Annotated in this window: 17 protein-coding genes; all 17 read left to right on the forward strand. The window is 34.0% G+C overall.

Going from position 1 to position 13,841, the window contains the following annotated elements:
* Positions 1 to 181 precede the first annotated feature (181 nt).
* The 17 genes from rpmH to HYG86_RS09655 all read left to right on the forward strand — a co-directional run bounded on the left by rpmH (position 182) and on the right by HYG86_RS09655 (position 13,822).
* Positions 182 to 316 carry a 50S ribosomal protein L34 gene (gene rpmH / locus HYG86_RS09575; protein WP_213165364.1) on the forward strand — a complete coding sequence of 45 codons (135 nt, stop codon included), beginning with the start codon at positions 182 to 184 and terminating at the stop codon, positions 314 to 316.
* Positions 317 to 366: 50 nt separating this feature from the next.
* Positions 367 to 726 (forward strand): ribonuclease P protein component, encoded by a 360-nt coding sequence (gene rnpA, locus HYG86_RS09580; RefSeq protein WP_213165365.1) that lies wholly within the window; start codon positions 367 to 369, stop codon positions 724 to 726.
* Entirely contained in the window at positions 719 to 928 is a 210-nt protein-coding gene (yidD, locus tag HYG86_RS09585; protein ID WP_213165366.1) for a membrane protein insertion efficiency factor YidD, read from the forward strand. Before rnpA ends, yidD begins: the two co-directional genes overlap by 8 nt.
* Positions 929 to 944: 16 nt before the next feature.
* Positions 945 to 1,622 carry a YidC/Oxa1 family membrane protein insertase gene (locus HYG86_RS09590; protein ID WP_213165367.1) on the forward strand — a complete coding sequence of 226 codons (678 nt, stop codon included), beginning with the start codon at positions 945 to 947 and terminating at the stop codon, positions 1,620 to 1,622.
* A gap of 2 nt (positions 1,623 to 1,624) precedes the next feature.
* The gene (jag, locus tag HYG86_RS09595) at positions 1,625 to 2,242 is read left to right on the forward strand and encodes an RNA-binding cell elongation regulator Jag/EloR (protein WP_213165368.1); all 618 of its coding nucleotides are present in this window, start codon (positions 1,625 to 1,627) and stop codon (positions 2,240 to 2,242) included.
* 157 nt (positions 2,243 to 2,399) lie between these two features.
* Positions 2,400 to 3,779: a tRNA uridine-5-carboxymethylaminomethyl(34) synthesis GTPase MnmE gene (gene mnmE / locus HYG86_RS09600; RefSeq protein ID WP_213165369.1), complete on the forward strand. Its 1,380-nt coding sequence runs from the start codon at positions 2,400 to 2,402 to the stop codon at positions 3,777 to 3,779.
* A 13-nt stretch (positions 3,780 to 3,792) separates the two neighbouring features.
* Positions 3,793 to 5,664: a tRNA uridine-5-carboxymethylaminomethyl(34) synthesis enzyme MnmG gene (gene mnmG / locus HYG86_RS09605; protein WP_213165370.1), complete on the forward strand. Its 1,872-nt coding sequence runs from the start codon at positions 3,793 to 3,795 to the stop codon at positions 5,662 to 5,664.
* A complete protein-coding gene (gene rsmG / locus HYG86_RS09610) occupies positions 5,664 to 6,380 on the forward strand; it encodes a 16S rRNA (guanine(527)-N(7))-methyltransferase RsmG (RefSeq protein ID WP_213165371.1) in 717 nt (238 codons plus the stop codon). Before mnmG ends, rsmG begins: the two co-directional genes overlap by 1 nt.
* 100 nt (positions 6,381 to 6,480) lie before the next feature.
* A complete protein-coding gene (noc, locus tag HYG86_RS09615) occupies positions 6,481 to 7,320 on the forward strand; it encodes a nucleoid occlusion protein (RefSeq protein WP_213165372.1) in 840 nt (279 codons plus the stop codon).
* 22 nt (positions 7,321 to 7,342) lie between these two features.
* Positions 7,343 to 8,104, forward strand: a complete 762-nt coding sequence (locus HYG86_RS09620; RefSeq protein WP_213165373.1) for a ParA family protein — start codon at positions 7,343 to 7,345, stop codon at positions 8,102 to 8,104.
* Positions 8,097 to 8,939: a ParB/RepB/Spo0J family partition protein gene (locus HYG86_RS09625; RefSeq protein ID WP_246451732.1), complete on the forward strand. Its 843-nt coding sequence runs from the start codon at positions 8,097 to 8,099 to the stop codon at positions 8,937 to 8,939. Before HYG86_RS09620 ends, HYG86_RS09625 begins: the two co-directional genes overlap by 8 nt.
* A gap of 100 nt (positions 8,940 to 9,039) precedes the next feature.
* Positions 9,040 to 10,179 (forward strand): aminotransferase class V-fold PLP-dependent enzyme, encoded by a 1,140-nt coding sequence (locus HYG86_RS09630; RefSeq protein ID WP_213165374.1) that lies wholly within the window; start codon positions 9,040 to 9,042, stop codon positions 10,177 to 10,179.
* A 1-nt stretch (position 10,180) separates the two neighbouring features.
* Positions 10,181 to 10,855, forward strand: coding sequence for a DUF554 domain-containing protein (locus HYG86_RS09635; protein WP_213165375.1), 675 nt, complete (start codon positions 10,181 to 10,183; stop codon positions 10,853 to 10,855).
* Between the two features lie 12 nt (positions 10,856 to 10,867).
* Entirely contained in the window at positions 10,868 to 11,941 is a 1,074-nt protein-coding gene (locus tag HYG86_RS09640; protein WP_213165376.1) for an alanine racemase, read from the forward strand.
* A 52-nt stretch (positions 11,942 to 11,993) separates the two neighbouring features.
* A complete protein-coding gene (locus HYG86_RS09645; RefSeq protein WP_213165377.1) occupies positions 11,994 to 12,218 on the forward strand; it encodes a hypothetical protein in 225 nt (74 codons plus the stop codon).
* 89 nt (positions 12,219 to 12,307) lie between these two features.
* Entirely contained in the window at positions 12,308 to 12,823 is a 516-nt protein-coding gene (locus HYG86_RS09650) for a DUF4446 family protein (protein WP_213165378.1), read from the forward strand.
* A gap of 102 nt (positions 12,824 to 12,925) precedes the next feature.
* A complete protein-coding gene (locus HYG86_RS09655) occupies positions 12,926 to 13,822 on the forward strand; it encodes a M23 family metallopeptidase (protein WP_213165379.1) in 897 nt (298 codons plus the stop codon).
* The last annotated feature ends 19 nt before the right edge of the window (positions 13,823 to 13,841 follow it).

The raw sequence follows: 13,841 nt of genomic DNA on the forward strand, positions 1-13,841 counted from the left end.
GATAAACTAGAGTAACATAAACAGTTTATCAAATTAATCCACAGACTGCAATAAAAATCGAAAGATTAATCCACAGTTCGACAAGTTTTTTGGGGATAACTCTTATTATCCACAATCTTGACATACTGGGACATGTTAATGTATAATATCTTTTAGCGTAATTAAGGGGGTGGAAACGAATATGAAAAGAACATACCAACCCAAAGTTAGAAGACGTAAATCAAACCACGGGTTCCTACACAGAATGAGTACAAAAGCTGGACGTAATATTTTAAAGCGCCGTCGTCAGAAGGCAAGAAAAAGGTTAAGTGCATAAGGCTGCTTTTAGTAGCCTTTTTGTGCATTAATTTATCGGAGCTGAAAATAATGTATAATGGTTTTTTACCACTTAGAAAAAATGCTGATTTTAGAAACATCTATAATAAAGGAAAATCTCTATCTACTAAAAATATTGTTATCTATTATAGTAAAAGTGATAGTACAGGTAGGGTTGGCTTTGTAGTAAGTAAAAAGATAGGTAAAGCCATTGTTAGAAATAGATTCAAGAGGATGATAAGAGAAGCATTTAGAACTACTAACATTCCATTAGAGCCTAATCTCGACATTATTATTTTGGCAAGACCTAGGATTTTAGATGCTGACTATTTCTCTATTAGAAAAGACTTAGTTTATCTATGTAAAAAGATTAAAAAACAAGTTTTGTTGAGTGAAGAGAACAATGGTTAAGGTAATGTTAATTTTACTAAACTTCTATCAAAAGAGCATTTCCCCAATAAAGGGTCCAACCTGTAGGTTTTACCCAACTTGTTCTGAATACTCTAAACAAGCCTTTTTAAAGTATGGATTTATTAAAGGATTTATGTTAACTGTAAAAAGGGTATCAAGGTGTCACCCTTTTAATGAGGGTGGCTATGATCCTTTACAGTAGTTAAAGGGGGATAAAGATGAATTTTATAGGTCAAATATTATTTAACTTACTTTCTTTCTTTTATGACATTACTAATAGCTATGGTATAGCTATAGTTTTGCTTACTTTGGTTTTTAGGTTTGTAACTTTTCCACTGAACTTAAAACAAATCAAATCTACCAAGGCAATGAATGCCCTAGTTCCAGAAAGAAAAAAATTAGAAGAAAAGTATAAAAATGATAAGCAAAAGCTAAACGAAGAAATGATGCAGCTTTATCAAAAACATAAAATTAATCCTTTAGCAGGCTGTTTACCAATGCTAATTCAATTTCCTGTGTTTATTGCAATGTTTAACGTAGTTAAAAACTTTCCAAAAGAGATGAGTGATGTGGCAGGGTTTTCTTCAGTTTTCCTAGGGATTGACTTAGCTAGCATAGGCAGGCAACTTGGTGTAATAGGATTTATTTTACCAGCTTTAGCTGGGATAACTACCTATTTACAAACTAAACAAAGCATGGCAGACAACCCTCAGGCAGCCCAAGGTGGTATGGGAGCTATGACTTCTATAATGCCTGTAATGATAACTTATTTTAGTTACATACAGCCCGCTGGTCTTGCACTTTACTGGTTATTAGGTAATATTTTCTCAATAGGTCAACATCACCTATTAAGCAAACATGTTGTAAAACTACCTGAAAAACAAGGGGAGGCGTAATAATGAGAGTTGTTGAAATATCTGCTAAAACAATTGATGAGGCATTAGCTGAGGGATTACAACAACTTGCTCTTGCAAAAGATGAAGTAGAATATGAAGTAATTGAATATCCAACTAAAGGCATCCTAGGAATAATGGCTAAGCCAGCTAAACTTCGTATAGTGGAAAAGTTTCTACCAAAAAAAGAGATAGAGAAATTTCTGAAAAACACTCTAGAATCTTTTAATGTAAATTACGAATTAGAGCTTATTGAGTACTCTGACTACATCAAAGCAAACATTAGTGGAGACGATTTAGCTATTTTAATTGGGAAACATGGAAAAACAATTGATGCACTGCAATATCTTCTTTCCTTGACAATCAACAAAAAGACTGAAGAATATGTAAAAGTGCTTCTAGACGTAAATGGTTATAGATTAAAAAGAGAACAGACCCTAGAAAATTTAGCTATTAGGCAAGGTCAAAGGGCTAAGGCCATAGGGAAAAAAATTATTCTAGAGCCAATGAATGCCCTTGAAAGAAGAATTATTCATAGTGTACTAAATGACGATGCTGGACTAGAAACATATAGTGAAGGTGAAGAACCTCACCGTAGAGTTGTAATAGAGCCCCTAAAATAAAATAGATAACCAGTTGGCGGTTTACGTTAGCTGGTTATTTTTGTTTTAGCATAGGAGTGCTTTTTTAAAAATTATTATTATGGTATTATGTAATAAATTTGATTTAATTGCTAAAATTATTGTATAAGGTTGTTTTTAAAAAATAGAGGTGAATTCAATGATAGACGACACTATAGTAGCTGTAGCAACAGCTGTAGGAAAAAGTGGTGTAGGTATAGTTAGAGTCAGTGGTAAAAGTGCCATCCATATTGTCAATAAAGTTTTTAGATCATCAAGTGGTAAAAGTTTACTGGACTTAAGAAGCAACACAATTAACTACGGATTTGTTGAAAGAGAAAATAAGATTATTGACGAAGTACTGGTTTCTTTATTTAGAGGACCTAAATCTTATACTGGTGAAGATGTTGTAGAGATAAACTGTCATGGTGGCCCAATTCCAATTAAACTAACAATGGAACTATTGCTAACCTTTGATTGTAGATTAGCTGAGCCTGGTGAATTTACAAGAAGAGCTTTTCTAAATGGTAGAATTGATTTATCCCAAGCAGAGGGGATAATGGATATAATATCAGCTAAAACTGATTTAAGCCTAGATGCTGCCACTAAGCAAGTTTTAGGTAAACTCTCTAGTATGATTAATGAACTAAATGAAAGTATTATAAGCTCACTTGCATTGATAGAGGCAACAATAGATTATCCTGATGAAGTATTCGAGAGTATTGATGTTGATACCATTTCTAATAGCCTTAATGATGTAATAAATGAGTTGAATAATTTATTATTAACAGCAAAGACAGGTAAAATATTGAGGGATGGAATAAAAACTACCATAGTCGGTAAACCGAATGTGGGGAAATCATCCCTTTTAAACTCCCTATTAGAGCAGCAAAGGGCTATTGTAACTGATATACCAGGTACTACACGGGATATACTAGAAGAACAGATAAGTATAAATGGTGTTCCCCTTGTACTTGTTGATACTGCAGGAATAAGAGAAACCGATGATGTTGTAGAAAGAATAGGGGTAGAAAGAAGTAAAAGTGCAATAAATGAAAGTAACTTGGTTCTGTTTGTATTAGATGGATCAAAAGAGTGGGAAGAGTATGATCAGAAAATATTGGAACTGATAAAAGGGAAAAAAGTCATTATATTGATTAACAAGCTTGATTTGCCACAAATGATGGATATAAATATAATAGCTAATAAAACAGGAGTGGAAAATATTATAAATGTTTCCATAGAGAAAAATATAAATTTAGAGGAACTAAAAAATGAAATATTCTCTATGTATGAGATAAGTGATATTGAAGATCAAACAATGAATACAATGATAACCAATTTAAGACATGAAAAAGCCATAAAGGATGCTGTTAAAAACCTTATGGAAGCAATAGAAAATATAGAAGCAGGGATGCCATTAGATATAGTAGCCATAGATATCAAAGATGCCTGGGAAAACCTAGGCAAAGTTTCAGGCTCATCTTTGAATAAAAATATTGTTGATGAGATTTTTTCGAGATTTTGTTTAGGGAAATGAAAGAGGTGTAATTATGAATAGTTATGATTGTATAGTAATAGGAGCCGGTCACGCAGGCTGCGAAGCTGCCTTAGCGGCGTCAAGGATGGGAGTTAAAACCCTTATTTTAACATTAAATATGGATAATATTGGACTTATGCCATGTAACCCTGCCATAGGAGGTCCTGCCAAAGGGCATTTGGTTAAAGAAATAGATGCCCTTGGTGGGGAAATGGGAAAAAATATAGATAAAACATACATACAAATCAGAATGTTAAACACCGGTAAGGGTCCAGCTGTTCATGCCCTTAGAGCACAAGCTGATAAGGCTCTTTACCAACTTAATATGAAAAAAACCCTTGAAAACCAAGAAAACTTGCAAGTAAGACAAGGTTTGGTAGATGATATAATTTTTAAGGATAATAAAATTAGTGGTGTAGCCTTAGATACAGGAGAAATATTTTATTGTAGTACTTTGATTTTAGCCACAGGAACTTATCTAAGGGGAAAAATAATACAAGGGAACTTGAGCTATGAAGGAGGACCAAATGGTCAGTTTTCTGCAAAGAAATTAACCAATTCCCTCATGGACATGAAACTTAATTTAATGAGGTTTAAAACTGGAACACCTGCTAGGGTAGATAAAAGGTCTGTGGACTTTTCTAAAATGGAAATACAGCCTGGTGATGATAAGCCCTATAAATTCTCTTTTATAACTGAAGAAAAGGACTTATTAGGTGAGCAAGTACCGTGTTACCTTACATATACAAATAAGAGAACTCATGAAATTATTACTTCAAACGCCCATAGATCACCACTTTACTCAGGGGTAATAGAAGGGGTTGGCCCAAGGTATTGCCCTTCTATAGAGGATAAAATAAGGAGATTTGCGGAAAAGGAAAATCACCAACTTTTTGTGGAACCTGAGGGAAGGTACACAAACGAAATGTACTTACAAGGCATGTCCACAAGTTTACCGGTGGATGTGCAATTAGAATTTCTAAGAACCATACCAGGTCTAGAAAAAGTTGAAATAACAAGACCAGGTTATGCAATAGAATATGACTGCATAGACCCCACAGAACTAAAAAGAACATTAGAGACAAAGAAGATAGAAGGACTTTTTACTGCAGGACAATTTAATGGATCTTCTGGATATGAGGAAGCTGCTGCTCAGGGGCTAATAGCTGGTATAAATGCAGCTATGAAAATAAAGGGAGAGGAACCATTTATACTTGAACGTTCAGATGCTTATATAGGCGTTTTGATAGATGATTTAACAATAAAGGGAACCCATGAACCCTATAGAATGCTAACTTCTAGGGCGGAGTTTAGGCTTTTACTAAGACAAGATAACGCAGATCTAAGACTTACTCCTAAGGGATATGAAATAGGTCTTATTAGTGAAGAAAGATATGTAAAATATTTAAGTAAGGTAGCATCAATTGAAAAAGAGATCAAAAGACTGTCGGAATATTCAGTCAACCCAACCAGTGATATAAATAGTATATTGAGTGAATTAGGTTCTACACAATTAAACAAAAAATACTCATTAGTGGATTTACTTAAAAGGCCCGAAATCAAGTATAGTGATCTGAAGAGGTTTGTTGATTGTCCACAGCTTGATTTTGAAATAATAGAACAAGTTGAAATACAAACTAAATACTCAGGATATGTGGATAAACAATTAAGCCAGATAAGTAGATTTCAAAAGTCCGAAAGAACAAATTTACCTGTCAATATAGACTACAATGAAATTAAAGCTTTGTCTTCAGAGGGTAAAGAGAAATTATTAAGAATTAGGCCCGAAACCATAGGGCAGGCATCTAGGATTTCTGGGGTGTCACCTGCAGATATTTCTGTTTTACTGATTTACCTTGAACAGTCAAGGAGGGGTAAAAAATAATGGAATTTAAAAATCTACTAAAACTTTATAGTGAAGAAATAGACTTTCAGATTTCTGAAAAGATGCTCACTGACTTCGAAAAATATAGGGATCTACTAGTTGAGTGGAATGAAAAAATGAATTTAACCGCTATTACAGATGCAGAGGGTATAGCAATAAAGCACTTTATTGACTCAATAGTTCCTATTAAACACTTTAGTGATGACAGCCATATTATAGATGTTGGTATAGGGGCTGGTTTTCCAACTATTCCACTTAAGATAGTCAATACCTCATTAAAAATAACGGCATTGGATTCTCTAAACAAAAGGTTGTCATTTCTCAAAGAAGTTAAAGAAACTCTTCAATTACAGAATATAAATTTTATTCATGGTAGGGCTGAGGATATAGGTCAAAATAAAAGCTATCGTGAAAAGTATCAGTATGCTACTTCTAGAGCCGTTGCTTCACTAAATGTTTTAACGGAATTATGTCTACCACTTATTGAAATAGGTGGGCAATTTATAGTATATAAAGGGGAAAAGTGGAAGGATGAGTTAAAGGAAGCTGAATTTGCCATAAAAAAGCTGGGCGGAGAAGTTATAGATGTAAAAGAGTATTCTTTACCTAAGCTACAGGACAAAAGATCGATTATAATTATCAGTAAAATAAGTAAATCTCCAGCTATTTACCCGAGAAAAGCGGGAACTCCCGCTAAAAAACCCTTAACAAATTAAGTAAAGTTTATAAAACTTTACTTTTTTTTATTAATTAAGAAGGAAAACAAAGTATGTTTAGCGAAAATATTAAGGTGAAATATATAAAGGTGGTGTACCTATGAAAGAACATTTATCAAAGTTACTAGGTCAGCAAGCTGAAAAGGGTGATGAAATTCAACAAATAGAGGTATCAAAAGTAATATCAAATCCATTTCAGCCCCGTAAATACTTTGATGGTGAGAAGATTGAGGAACTTGCTCAATCTATCAAGACATATGGCCTGTTGCAACCTATCATATTAAGGAAGGTAGGTAAACAATTTGAAATAATAGCAGGTGAAAGGCGTTTTAAAGCATGTAGCAAACTTGGATTTAGCACAGTATCTGCTATAGTAAAAGAAGCTAACGATGGAGCTATGGCTGCTATAGCTTTAATAGAAAATATACAAAGAGAAAACCTAAGTTTCCTAGAAGAGGCAGAAGGCCTACACAGGTTACTAAATGAGTTTAACTTAACCCAAGAAGTTTTAGCTCAGAGAATTGGTAAAAGCCAATCTACCATTGCTAACAAACTTCGTTTACTAAAACTTCCAGAAGAAGTAAAGAACCAGTTGAAAGAATCAAACCTTACTGAAAGACATGCAAGAGCGTTGCTTAAATTGCCTGAAACTGATCAAATGTCCTTATTAGGTAGAATTATGGAGGAAGGAATGACTGTTAGACAAACAGAAGAGGCAATTGACATGCTAATTCAGACTTCTTGTAATGATGGAGAAAATGAAGAGAAAAGTGATAGGAATATATCCCAAAGAAGATTTGTAATAAAAGACTTTAGAATATTTATGAATTCCATCAAGCAAGTTGTTAACACAATAAAGAGTACTGGCGTCAATGCAATAATAGAAGAAAATGACCAAGAAGAATATTTAGAGGTAAAAATCAAGTTACCTAAAAAGTAGGTAACTGAAGGGAGTTTTTTATATGTCTAGGGTTTTAGCAATAACTAATCAAAAAGGTGGAGTAGGCAAAACTACAACTGCAGTTAATTTAAGTGCTTTTCTTGCTAAAAAAGGAAAAAAGGTACTACTTTTAGATATAGACCCTCAAGGTAACTCAACCAGTGGGTTAGGAGTTAACAAACACAGAATAAAAAAATGTATATATAATGTTTTAGTTGATGAATTTCCAATTGAGGCTATAATTGTTCCAACAACTATAGATAATCTTGACGTGGCTCCAGCCACAATACAACTAGCCGGTGCAGAAATTGAATTAGTTCCAACTGTGTCAAGGGAAGTAAGACTAAGAAGTCAAGTTGAAACCATAAGGAGTTTATATGATTTTATAATAATTGACTGTCCACCTTCCCTAGGGCTTTTAACAATAAATGCTCTTACAGCCGCTGATGCAGTTGTGGTACCAATACAGTGTGAGTACTATGCTCTTGAAGGGTTAAGCCAACTTGTTAATACTGTTAACCTTGTACAAAAACATTTAAACCCCGGCTTAATATTTGAAGGAGCCTTACTTACAATGTATGATTCAAGAACCAACCTATCAAACCAAGTTGTAGACGAAGTTAAAAATTTCTTCGGAGCTAAAGTGTATAAAACAATAATACCTAGGAACGTAAGGCTAAGTGAAGCACCTAGTCACGGACAGTCTATACTAGAATATGATCCTAAATCAAAAGGTGCCGAGGTTTATGAAAGCCTGGCCCAGGAGGTGTTAGAGGGTGTCTAAGAAGGGGCTAGGAAGAGGCTTAAGTGCCCTAATACCTGAAATGCCAGAGAAAGAGATTGATGAAAATTCAATTCAAAAGATATCTTTATCAAGGATAAGGCCGAATCCTAAACAACCTAGAAAAATTTTCAACGTTGTAGCTTTAGAAGAACTCGCATCTTCAATAAAGGAACATGGAATTATACAACCAGTAGTGGTAAGGCAAATTGAAGGTGGATATGAGTTAGTTGCAGGGGAAAGAAGGCTAAGGGCTTCTAAATTAGCAGGATTAAAGGAAATTAGCGCTGTTATTCAAAACTTCAACGACAAGCAAATTGCAGAGATTGCTTTAATAGAGAATTTGCAAAGGGAGGATCTAAATCCCATAGAAGAAGCTGAAGCTTATCAAAAACTAATAGAAGAGTTTGGGATTACACAAGAGCAGTTATCTGTAAGAATTGGTAAAAGCAGACCTTCCATAGCAAACACAATAAGACTATTGAGTTTATGTAAAGAAGTTAGGGAAATGATTATAAAAGGTAGAATTAAAGCAGGGCAAGCTAGGCCACTATTGATATTAGATAAAAACAAGCAAATTGATGTAGCAAATTTGATTATTGAAAAAGGACTTAATGCAAGACAAATAGAAAAATACTGCAAGGAAATAAATGAAGAAAAGAAAAGTAGAAAAATGATTCATAATCCAATAATCAAAGACGTAGAAAATCGTATTATGGAATCTATCGGTGTAAATGTAAAAATAAAAGGGAATGATAATAAGGGTAAGGTTGAAATTCAATACTATGATCAAGATGATTTAAACAGAATTATAGATATACTGATGAACAAGGGGTAACCCTTGTTTTTTAAATAAGTGTATTAAATTTTTGTTTCACGTGAAACAATTATGTAAATATACTGTTTCACGTGAAACAATCTATTAGGGGAGGTAAAATATGATTTATTTAGATAATGGCGCCACTAGTTATCCTAAACCGGAAGAAGTTTATAAAGCACATGATTATGCTTTTAGAAAATTTGGAGCCAATCCTGGTAGGGGTGGGCATACATTAGCTCGAGAGTGTGCTAGAGTTATATATAAAACTAGAGAGAAAATGGCTGAGTTTATAAATGCAAAGGATTCAAGGGAAATATCATTTACTTCAAATACAACTGAGGCTCTAAATCAGATGTTGTTAGGGGTTATAAAAGAGGGAGACCATGTTATAACTTCACAATTAGAACATAACTCTGTATGGAGGCCCTTGGAATGGTTAAAAGAAAACAAAAGAATAAAAATAGATTTATGTAAGCACGATGAAGAAGGGTTCATAGATATTGAAGATATGGAAAGAAAAATTAATAAAAATACAAAACTAATAATAATTAATCATTGTAGTAATGTTTTTGGTTGCATACAAGATATTGAACAAATAGGAAATTTAGCTAAAAGAAAGGGTGTTTACTTAGCAGTAGATGGTGCACAAAGCCTAGGTTATGAGAAAATTGATGTTCAAAATATGAATATTGACATGCTGGCATTTGCAGGTCACAAAGGTCTATTAGGACCCTTTGGAGTTGGCGGTATGTACGTAAAAAAAGATGTTTTGTTAGAACCAATAAAAACAGGTGGTACAGGTAGTATTTCAGAATCCCCTGACATGCCAGAACAAGGACCTGACCGCTACGAAAGTGGAACCATGAATACACCGGGAATCTATTCTTTAGGAGCTTCTCTTGATTATATAAGTGAAAAAGGCGTAGATAATATTAAGAAACATAAAATGAAACTTGTAGATAAGCTTATTAAAGAAATAGGAGGATATGTAACAATTTATGGGCCAAAAGAGTTGGAAAAAAGAGGACCCGTTGTATCTTTTAACATAGATGATAAATATTCATCAGACGTAGCTTTCATATTGGATACAGTATATGGAATCGCTGTAAGGGCAGGCCTTCACTGCTCTCCTTTAGCTCATAAATGCTTCAACACATTAGAACAGGGTACGGTGAGAGTAACACCAGGTTTATTTAACACTGAAGGGGAGATAGATACTCTTATTACCGCTATAAAGGAAATTAAAGGGGAAATCTAATATGGGAAATATTATTAATGGGCTATCCATAATATTTGGTGGATTGATTGGAAGTTTTTTTGGCAAAAAAATACCTAAAAAAATGGAAGAGACTGTAGTACATGGACTGGGGTTGGCTGTTATATTGATAGGCGTGAGTTCCATGATGGAATCGAGTAACATATTGCATATTATAATAGCTATAGTTCTTGGGGGCATATTAGGTGAATATATTGACGTAGATGGAAAATTTAACATGGTTGCTAAGAGGTTCGAGAAGTTTGTCAGTCGTATTTTTAAAGGTGATATAGCTTCAGGGATGGTTTACGCTAGTTTGATTTACTGTGTAGGGCCAATGGCTATACTTGGATCAATAGAAATGGCGTTGTTTCAAAGTTCTGAAATATTGATAGCTAAGGCTGCCATAGATGGTGTAACTGCCATTGCTTTTGCTTCTGTTCTTGGCATAGGGGTTGTTTTTTCATCTATTGTAGTATTTATATATCAAGGATTAGTTTACTTACTTGCATTTTTTCTAGGGGATTTTGCAACACCAGAAATTATAATGGCCATAAAGGGACTAGGTGGAATGTTAATATTTGCCATAGGATTTAATATATTGGATATTAAAAAAATAAAAGTTGCAAATTTATTACCGGCTTTTTTATTCATAATTATCCTTACTATATATTTTTAAGGGGGTTAAATAGTGCTTATTACACCGGCAGTTATTATTGACTATGATATAATGATCAATAATTTAATAACAACTCAAAGGGAATGTGATAAAAGAGGAATTAATTTAAGACCACACTTCAAAGCCCACAAAACACCTCTTTTAGCTGAAATACAGGAAAGAATAGGGGCAATTGGATTTACAACTGCAAAGCTCTCAGAGGCAGAATTATTAAAAGAAGAGGGTTTTAAAGACATAATAGTAGCATACCCAATAGTGACACAGAGTAATGTGTCAAGGTTACGAGAGCTGTCTGAGGGTATAAAGGTAGGAACCATTGTCGACTCATATGAAGGTGTAGATGTGCTTAATAACGGATTTGAGGGATCAAAGCTAGATGTATATATAAAAATAGATACAGGACTAAACAGATGCGGTCTTAAAAGCAGTGATGATATAATTGCCTTTGCAAAGAATATCAAATTAAAAAGGAATCTAAACTTGATTGGACTACTTACCCATGCAGGCCATAGTTATAAATGCTCGTCATTAGCAGAAGTTATGAATATTGGTCAAAGTGAAGGAAAAATTCTACTTGACATAAAAAACAAACTAAAAGCAAGTGGAATACACATAAGAGAAATTAGTGTTGGTTCTACACCTACACTGAATTTTGTAATAGATGTACAGGGTGTTACTGAAGTAAGACCAGGAAACTACATTTTTAATGATAATACTCAGTTGGCATTAAGGACATCCAAAATGGATAATTGCGCCCTAACAGTAAAGACCACTGTTATTAGCAAGAAAGAAAGCGGTTTTATCATAGATGCAGGTGCAAAGACACTAGGGTTAGATAAAGGTACACATGGAAGTAATATACTGGAGGGTTATGGAAAAATATTGGAGTATCCAGAGGCACAGATAGTAGGACTGTCGGAAGAACATGGCTTTGTAAATAGCCAAAAACAACCAGAAATCGGAGGAGTAATTACCCTTATTCCCAATCATAGCTGTGTGGTTATGAATTTAGCTCCTAGGGTCTTTTTAAATAAAAATAATAAATTAGAAAATATAGAAAATAAAGGAAGATTATTAAATTATTAATATGACTATTACCACAAAATAATGGAAAAGCTATCTTTAAGGAGGGATTTTTATGAAGAAGAAGATAACACCACCTACAGAGATGGTAGCTCCGGAATTTGATATGACCATTAATGAACAAGAAATTCTAAATGCAACGGGGGTAGATGAAAAAGAAACTAACTGGCGAAATGTTAAGAACCACTTAGACAAACCGGAAATTTTCGGAGATATAATTCAAGGTGAATGGTCTAATAATTGGGCTCCCGTAGATATGATAGATAATCCTCCCAAGTAATAGGGAGGTTTTTCTATTTAAAAAGATTTGACATATATTTGTACCAATATATAATTATATTGGTAAAGAAAAATTAGGGGGAATTAGGTATGATGAATATTTTGGATATATTTTCTGAGTTTAGTGATATGATTTTATTAACTCTTGCAATTCTACTTGTATTATCATGGATGGTTTTTCTAATAAGTTTTTTAAGAATAAATAAGAAGTTTAAAGGTTATAAAGAGCTAATTACCTACTCAGGGGGACAAAATATAGAAGAAATAATGGTAGAATACGGTAGAAAGATACATGTTTTAGATAAGGGTGTAGAACATATGGAAAAAGTATTAGGTGCTATGAATGAGGATTTAAAAAATCATCCTCAGCACTTTGGAATGATAAGATTCAATGCCTTTTCAAATACTGGGAGTGATTTGAGCTTTGCAATTGCACTATTAGATGATAATTATAATGGATTTGTAATGAGTAGTATTTACGGGAGAGAAGAATCTAGGATATATGCCAAGCCCCTTGAGCACGGTAAGTCAACTTACCAGTTGACAAAAGAAGAAGAGCAAGCAATAGAGGTAGCTAAGGAAAAAAAGGCCCTAAGTCATAATTAAAGGGCCCTAAGTCATAAATATAGATAATTATAGCAGGAAAAATGATTTCTTTAGAGAAATAAAGTTTAGTAGTAATAGAAATAAAACAGGGGAGGGATGTTATTGTCTTCTAAGGGGAAAAACAACAAATTTACTATTATGGTTATACCGCACTCTGAAGGAACACCCTTAGTATTTAAACTACCTATCTCCACTGTTCAACTCATTGGTGTATTGATTTTAGCTGTTGTTATGGTAAGCATTAGCTTCGTTACACGATATGTTGATATATCCAAATCAATGGACGAGTTGGATTACTTAAGACAAGAGAATATAGCTAAAGAAAGTAAAATAGAGGAGCTTGCCAAAGAAACTCAACTACTTATTGAAAAATTTGAGGAAATTAAAGAGTTAGAAGAAAAGCTAAAAAATCTTGCAAATATAGAAGATGAAGCAAAAGGTGTAGAAAAAGAATCATCCATAGATGAAAAGCTGTTTGTGAATAGTAGAGGAACCACTACACTAGAGCGCGCAAGTAGAAGTGTAAATCATCTCAATAATTTATTGCCAAATCAAAGGGATGCTATGAGTGAAATGGTAGGGGATATAGAAGAAACAAACCGTAGATTAGCATCGACCCCAAGTATATGGCCAACTTGGGGAAGAATATCGTCTCCTTTTGGTAATCGCAGGGGTCCTTTTACTGGTAGGATAGAGTTTCACTCAGGAATCGACATCGCTAATAGCACTGGGACACCTATTTATGCCACAGCAGATGGGAGTGTCTCAGTAGCAGCATATAGGAGTGGTTGGGGTAACCTAGTTATCATTGAACATAGTAATGGTTTCTCTACATATTATGCGCATATGTCAAGGATTGCTGTAAAGCCATGGGAAAAAGTAGAAAAAGGTCAAATAATTGGTTATGTTGGAAGCACTGGTAACAGTACAGGGCCGCATTTACACTACGAGGTAAGACTTAGAGGGACTCCTGTTAATCCCCGTAATTACATGAATTAAATTCTGGGAGGGAAAGAAA

Origin of the sequence: Alkalicella caledoniensis, assembly GCF_014467015.1 — a bacterium.
Taxonomy (GTDB): Bacteria; Bacillota; Proteinivoracia; order Proteinivoracales; family Proteinivoracaceae; genus Alkalicella; species Alkalicella caledoniensis.

Coding starts and splice junctions, on each gene's coding strand:
- rpmH (WP_213165364.1), top strand. CDS start 182: ATGAAAAGAACATACCAACCCAAAGTTAGAAGACGTAAATCAAACCAC.
- rnpA (WP_213165365.1), top strand. CDS start 367: ATGTATAATGGTTTTTTACCACTTAGAAAAAATGCTGATTTTAGAAAC.
- yidD (WP_213165366.1), top strand. CDS start 719: ATGGTTAAGGTAATGTTAATTTTACTAAACTTCTATCAAAAGAGCATT.
- HYG86_RS09590 (WP_213165367.1), top strand. CDS start 945: ATGAATTTTATAGGTCAAATATTATTTAACTTACTTTCTTTCTTTTAT.
- jag (WP_213165368.1), top strand. CDS start 1,625: ATGAGAGTTGTTGAAATATCTGCTAAAACAATTGATGAGGCATTAGCT.
- mnmE (WP_213165369.1), top strand. CDS start 2,400: ATGATAGACGACACTATAGTAGCTGTAGCAACAGCTGTAGGAAAAAGT.
- mnmG (WP_213165370.1), top strand. CDS start 3,793: ATGAATAGTTATGATTGTATAGTAATAGGAGCCGGTCACGCAGGCTGC.
- rsmG (WP_213165371.1), top strand. CDS start 5,664: ATGGAATTTAAAAATCTACTAAAACTTTATAGTGAAGAAATAGACTTT.
- noc (WP_213165372.1), top strand. CDS start 6,481: ATGAAAGAACATTTATCAAAGTTACTAGGTCAGCAAGCTGAAAAGGGT.
- HYG86_RS09620 (WP_213165373.1), top strand. CDS start 7,343: ATGTCTAGGGTTTTAGCAATAACTAATCAAAAAGGTGGAGTAGGCAAA.
- HYG86_RS09630 (WP_213165374.1), top strand. CDS start 9,040: ATGATTTATTTAGATAATGGCGCCACTAGTTATCCTAAACCGGAAGAA.
- HYG86_RS09635 (WP_213165375.1), top strand. CDS start 10,181: ATGGGAAATATTATTAATGGGCTATCCATAATATTTGGTGGATTGATT.
- HYG86_RS09645 (WP_213165377.1), top strand. CDS start 11,994: ATGAAGAAGAAGATAACACCACCTACAGAGATGGTAGCTCCGGAATTT.
- HYG86_RS09650 (WP_213165378.1), top strand. CDS start 12,308: ATGATGAATATTTTGGATATATTTTCTGAGTTTAGTGATATGATTTTA.